The following is a 6003-nucleotide window of genomic DNA, read 5'->3' as shown; positions in this document are numbered from 1 at the left end:
GCGGTGTGATTACCCGATCGGGTGGGTTCGGAGCGCGTCGTCGCTGCGGTGTCCGCGGGCGCTGATAGCCGTGAGGCATGCCGCTCACCTCCCCTCACCCCGCCCCGCGAAGCCCCCGGCGCCCGGCACGGCCGGGCCTCCGTCGTACCGCCCAGGCGCTGCTCGCCTCCGCCGTCGGCGTCTGTCTGGTCGCCGCGAGCGGCCCCGTCGAGCCGCTCGGCATCGGGGACCCGCTGTTCCCGCACCTCGGCAACCCCGGATACGACGTGCAGGCGTACGAGCTGGATCTCACCTATCCCGGGCGCAACGACCGGCCGCTGGAGGCCGTCACCACCATCGACGCCCGGGTCACCGCCGAGCTGGACCGGATCAACCTGGACTTCGCCCACGGCACGGTCCGCTCGGTCGACGTCGACGGCGAGCCGGCCGCCTTCGCCGGTGCGGGCGAGGACCTGGTGATCACCCCCGGCGACGACCTCGACCGGGGCGACGCGGTGCGCATCACCGTCCGGCACACCAGCGACCCCCGGCGGCCCGAGGACCGCGAGGGCGGCTGGGTGCGCACCGCCGACGGCCTCGCCATGGCCAACCAGGCCGACGCCGCCCACCTGGTGTTCCCGGGCAACGACCACCCCTCCGACAAGGCGATGTTCACCTTCCGGATCACCGTCCCGGACGGGTACACCGCCGTCGCCAACGGCCTGCCCACCGCCGTCGACCGCGCCCCCGGGACCACCACCTGGAGCTACCGGACACGCAACCCGATGGCCACCGAACTCGCCCAGGTGTCCGTCGGCCGTTCCGCCGTGGTGCACCGCACCGGACCGCACGACCTGCCCCTGCGGGACGTCGTCCCCGCCGAGCACCGCACCGCCCTCGAACCGTGGCTCGCCAGGACCCCGCGGCAGATCTCCTGGATGGAGGACCGGGTCGGCCGCTACCCCTTCGCCACCTACGGCCTGCTGCTCGCCGAGGCCTCCACCGGCTTCGCCCTGGAGACCCAGACCCTCTCCCTCTTCGAGCGCGACCTGTTCACCGACCCCGCCCTGCCCGCCTGGTACGTCGAGTCGATCATGGTGCACGAGCTGGCCCACCAGTGGTTCGGCGACAGCGTCAGCCCCCGCACCTGGGCCGACCTGTGGCTCAACGAGGGGCACGCCACCTGGTACGAGGCGCTGTACGCCGAGGAGCGCGGCGGCAGGTCGCTGGAGAGCCGGATGCGGGCCGCGTACGAGTCCTCCGACGGCTGGCGCGCCGCCGGAGGACCGCCAGCCGCGCCGAAGCCGCCCGAGCCGGGCCGCAAGATCGGCATCTTCCGTCCGGGCGTCTACGGCGGCGCCGCGCTGGTGCTGTACGCCCTGCGGCAGGAGATCGGACGGGAGTCGTTCGACCGGCTGGAGCGCGCCTGGGTCGCCCGGCACCGCGACGGCAACGCCTCGACCGCCGACTTCGTCCGGCTCGCCTCCGAGACCGCCGGCCGCGACCTCACCGGCTTCCTGCACGCCTGGCTGTACGACGACACCACCCCGCCCATGCCCGGTCACCCCGACTGGCGCTCCTCGAAGCGGGCCGCGACGGAGGAGTCCGGCCCCCACACCCGCGAATACCGGCACGGGCACCTGCCCGGCCCGCACGGGCATCGGCCGGCCGCGGGCGGGGAATGACGGCGGGGAATAACACGGTGACGAGACGGGCCGTGCCGTGCGACCATCGTCGGGTCCGCGCGACCGGGGAAACGGGAATCTCCCGGGGTACCCGGACGTTGTGGACAGTGACGGAGGGCCGTCGGCCCGCCCCGTCGCCGCAGACGGCAACCCAACGACGTAAGGACCCAATGACCTCCTCTTCTTCCCCTTCCCAGGACACCAAGCGCTTCGCGCACAGCCACGCCGAGGGTCTTCGGGCCGATGCCCTGATGGAAGAGGACGTCGCCTGGAGCCTCGAGATCGACGGGAAGCGGGACGGCGACCAGCTCGACCGCTCCGAGCGTGCGGCCCTGCGCCGTGTCGCCGGCCTCTCCACCGAGCTCGAGGACGTCACCGAGGTCGAGTACCGGCAGCTCCGCCTGGAGCGCGTCGTGCTCGTCGGGGTGTGGACCTCGGGCACCGTGCAGGACGCCGAGAACTCCCTCGCGGAGCTCGCCGCCCTCGCCGAGACGGCGGGCGCCCTCGTCCTCGACGGCGTGATCCAGCGCCGGGACAAGCCGGACGCGGCCACCTACATCGGCTCCGGCAAGGCCGAGGAGCTGCGCGACATCGTGCTCGAGTCGGGCGCGGACACCGTCATCTGCGACGGTGAGCTCAGCCCGGGCCAGCTCATCCACCTCGAGGACGTCGTCAAGGTCAAGGTCATCGACCGTACGGCCCTGATCCTCGACATCTTCGCCCAGCACGCCAAGTCCCGAGAGGGCAAGGCGCAGGTCGCGCTCGCGCAGATGCAGTACATGCTGCCGCGGCTGCGCGGCTGGGGTCAGTCGCTGTCCCGGCAGATGGGCGGCGGCAAGGGCGGCGGCCTCGCCACCCGTGGTCCCGGTGAGACCAAGATCGAGACGGACCGGCGGCGGATCCGCGAGAAGATGGCGAAGATGCGCCGGGAGATCGCGGAGATGAAGACCGGCCGCGAGATCAAGCGCCAGGAGCGCAAGCGCAACAAGGTGCCGTCCGTCGCCATCGCGGGCTACACCAACGCGGGTAAGTCCTCGCTGCTCAACCGCCTCACCGGCGCGGGCGTGCTGGTGGAGAACGCCCTGTTCGCCACCCTCGACCCGACCGTGCGCCGGGCCGAGACCCCGAGCGGCCGGCTCTACACGCTGGCCGACACGGTCGGCTTCGTCCGGCACCTGCCGCACCACCTGGTCGAGGCGTTCCGCTCCACCATGGAGGAGGTCGGCGACTCCGACCTGATCCTCCACGTGGTGGACGGCTCGCACCCGACCCCGGAGGAGCAGCTCGCCGCCGTGCGCGAGGTGATCAGGGACGTCGGCGCCACCGACGTGCCCGAGATCGTCGTGATCAACAAGGCGGACGCGGCGGACCCGCTGACCCTGCAGCGGCTGCTGCGGACGGAGAAGCGCTCCATCGCCGTCTCGGCCCGCACCGGCCGGGGCATCCCGGAGCTGCTCGCCCTGATCGACAACGAGCTGCCCCGCCCGTCGGTGGAGGTCGAGGCCCTCGTGCCGTACACCCACGGCAAGCTGGTGGCGCGTGCGCACGACGAGGGCGAGGTGATCTCCGAGGAGCACACCCCGGAGGGCACGCTGCTCAAGGTGCGGGTGCACGAGGAGCTGGCGGCCGAGTTCGCGCCGTACGTTCCCATTCCGGCCGGCTGACCCGGACCGCGGACATGTGACGAGGGCCCGCCCCCTGCCGAGCGCAGGGGGCGGGCCCTCGTCGTGTACGGTTCAACCGCCGCCGTAGGTCCTGCTCATGTTCTGGTACAGCGCCTCGGCGTCCGGGCCGAGCCGCGGGCCGGCGAGCCAGGTGTGGTCCAGCGGGCCGATCGAGGTGTTCGACACCAGCACCGTCTCACCGCCGGCCACCCGGAACCAGCCGCCGCCCGACGAGCCGCCGGTCATCGTGCAGCCGATGCGGTACATGTCCGGCAGATTCGGGGCGAGCGAGAAACGGCCCGCGGTGTCCAGGCACTTGAACATCCGCAGCCCGTTGTACGGCGGCGCCGCCGGGTAGCCCCAGGCGCCGACGGTGCCCGCCTCGGCGGCGGTCGGGCCGGAGAAGTCCACGTCGAGCGCGGCGCCGACGGTCTCCTCCAGCGACGCGGAGCCCTGCTCCGGCTTCACGTGCAGCACGGCGTAGTCGTACGCCGCCCCGTCGCCGCCGCTCTCCGAGCCGCCCTGGATCCAGCCGTTCGAGGTCGACGCCCAGTCCACCCACCAGTTGCCGTACGGGGCGACCTCGGAGGCGCCCGCCTGGGCCAGCTCCGCCTCGGACCGGCCGTAGTCGTTGTAGGCCGGGACGAAGACGATGTTGCGGTACCAGCCGCCGCTCGCGCCGGCGTGCACACAGTGCCCGGCGGTCCACACCAGGTTGGACTTCCCCGGGTGGTTGACGTCCTTGATCACCGTGCCGGAGCAGACGGCCGAGCCCTCGGGGGAGTCGAAGAACACCTTCCCGACCGGGGCCGCGTTCTCGTGGTACGGCGTCCTCTCCGCCTGGGCGGTCACCGGCGCCGGCTCCGGATCGCTCAGCCCCTGGGCCGCGGAGGCGTCCTGGGTGGTGACCGTCTTCTCGGCCTCCTCCGCGGACCGCATCCGCTCGGGCTTCCAGAGGCCCTCGATGACCGGGTTGACGAAGTCGCGCGCCTCGCGCAGCCACTCGTCCTTGTCCCAGTCCTGCCAGCCGCCGTCCCGCCAGCGGTCCACGTCGATGCCGTGGTCCTTCAGACGGTCGGCGAGGTCGGCCGGGACGCGGGCGCCGCCGCCCGCGTCGTCCCCGGCGCGGCTCGCCGTGGCGTCGGGCCGGTCGGCCGCCTTGTCCTCCGTGGACCCGCCGCAGGCGGTCGCGGTGAGCGCCACCGCGGCGAGCAGCGTGCTCGCGGCGAGGGCGGTCCGCCGTCCGCGCCTGCGCGGGACGGACGTGGGAAGGGAACGCATGCTGTGGTGACCCCCGTCACTACTCGAAGTTCGTACGCCGCGGCCCGGATGTTCCGTCGTCCGCCCCGGGCGCGCGGCGCCACCTGGGGCGGACGGACCGGTCACTGACCGGCGAACTTCTCGCTGACCGCGTCGTAGACGCCCTTGGCCTCCTCGCCGAGCCGCGGCCCGGCCAGCCAGCCGGTCGTCACCGGGCCGATGGACGTGTTGGAGACCAGCGCCGGCTCGCCGTCCTGGCCGGCCGCGATCCAGCCGCCGCCGGAGGAACCGGCGGTCATGGTGCACCCGATGCGGTACATCGTCGGGTCGGACGCGCTCAGCGACAGCCGGCCCGGCTTGTCCTCGCAGGAGTACAGGGACTGCCCGTCGTACGGCGGCGCGGCCGGGTAGCCGATCGCCGTCATGTCCTCGATCTTCGGCACGGCAGGCGCGTCGAAGTCCACCGGCATGGCCGAACCGACCGTCTCCTCCAGCGACTTGCCGTCGCCGCCCTTCTCCGGCGTCACATGGATGACGGCGAAGTCGTAGGGGGCGCCGTCACCGCCCGTCGCGCCGCCCTGCTCGATCCACTGGTCCGAGGTCTGCGCCCAGTCGCCCCACCAGATGCCGTACGGAGCGACCTCCTCCTTGGCGGCCCCGCCGACCTCCTGCGCCGGCATGCCCGAGTCGTTGTACGACGGCACGAAGGCGATGTTGCGGTACCAGCCGCNNNNACGTCGTCGGCAGGGCCTTCGCCTGCACTGGCTTCGGCGTCGGGTCGGTCACGCCCTGGTCGCCGGAGATGTCGTTCTCGTCGACCTCCGGCTGGTCCGGCTCGTCGGCGTCCCGCATGCGGTCCGGGTCCCACAGGTCCTCGATGATCGGGTTGACGAAGTCCTGCGCCTCACGCAGCCACTTGTCCTTGTCCCAGTTCTTCCAGGCGCCGTCCCGCCACTTGTCGAGGTCGATCCCGTGCTCCTTGAGCCGGTCCGCGATGTCGTCCGGGATCTTGAGCTTGCCGTCGTCGGCGGCGGCCGTTGCGGAGCTGTCCCCGCTCGCGTCGGTGTCGCCCGACTCGCACGCGGTGGCGGTGAGGGCGAGGGCGGAGGCCAGGGCAACTGCGGCCACCACGGGGGAGGTTCTGCGTGACCGCCTCCTCTCGCGGCGGGCGGTGGACGACGGCCGTATGGATCGCATGATCTGAACTCCCCCTGGATTGAACGGTGGTGGTACGACGCCGGCGTCAGTTCCGACCCGGGCGGGTCGCAGTGCCGCTCCGACGGCTGGGACAACGGCACCACACACTAGGCGTTCGCCGTGGGGGACGTCCGACGGAACGGCAACGGTTCGGCTACAAGGGTTCTGACCTGGCCGGTCGTGTGCGGATCTTGTGGAGCGGGGGCGTGGGGGCGCGG

Annotated in this window: 3 protein-coding genes and 1 pseudogene; 2 read left to right on the top strand and 2 right to left on the bottom strand. The window is 72.6% G+C overall.

Going from position 1 to position 6003, the window contains the following annotated elements; all coding sequences use genetic code 11:
• The first annotated feature begins 77 nt into the window (after positions 1-77).
• Positions 78-1664, top strand: coding sequence for a M1 family metallopeptidase (locus CCN29_RS19280; protein ID WP_086683348.1), 1587 nt, complete (start codon positions 78-80; stop codon positions 1662-1664).
• A 170-nt stretch (positions 1665-1834) separates the two neighbouring features.
• Positions 1835-3328 (top strand): GTPase HflX, encoded by a 1494-nt coding sequence (gene hflX / locus CCN29_RS19275; RefSeq protein ID WP_086683345.1) that lies wholly within the window; start codon positions 1835-1837, stop codon positions 3326-3328.
• 72 nt (positions 3329-3400) lie between these two features.
• Here hflX and CCN29_RS19270 read toward each other — a convergent pair whose 3' ends face one another.
• Both CCN29_RS19270 and CCN29_RS19265 read right to left on the bottom strand, forming a co-directional pair.
• Positions 3401-4609, bottom strand: coding sequence for a trypsin-like serine peptidase (locus CCN29_RS19270; protein WP_086683342.1), 1209 nt, complete (start codon positions 4607-4609; stop codon positions 3401-3403).
• Positions 4610-4710: 101 nt separating this feature from the next.
• Positions 4711-5785, bottom strand: a pseudogene (locus CCN29_RS19265) (hypothetical protein).
• Positions 5786-6003 lie beyond the last annotated feature (218 nt).

The sequence above is a fragment of the Streptomyces pseudogriseolus genome, assembly GCA_002154585.1.
Classification (GTDB): domain Bacteria; phylum Actinomycetota; class Actinomycetes; order Streptomycetales; family Streptomycetaceae; genus Streptomyces; species Streptomyces pseudogriseolus.
This window is presented reverse-complemented; position numbering and strand designations above follow the sequence as displayed.

Bases quoted from the DNA above. Each gene is read 5' to 3' on its own strand.
- CCN29_RS19280 (WP_086683348.1), top strand. From the start codon at position 78: ATGCCGCTCACCTCCCCTCACCCCGCCCCGCGAAGCCCCCGGCGCCCG.
- hflX (WP_086683345.1), top strand. From the start codon at position 1,835: ATGACCTCCTCTTCTTCCCCTTCCCAGGACACCAAGCGCTTCGCGCAC.
- CCN29_RS19270 (WP_086683342.1), bottom strand. From the start codon at position 4,609: ATGCGTTCCCTTCCCACGTCCGTCCCGCGCAGGCGCGGACGGCGGACC.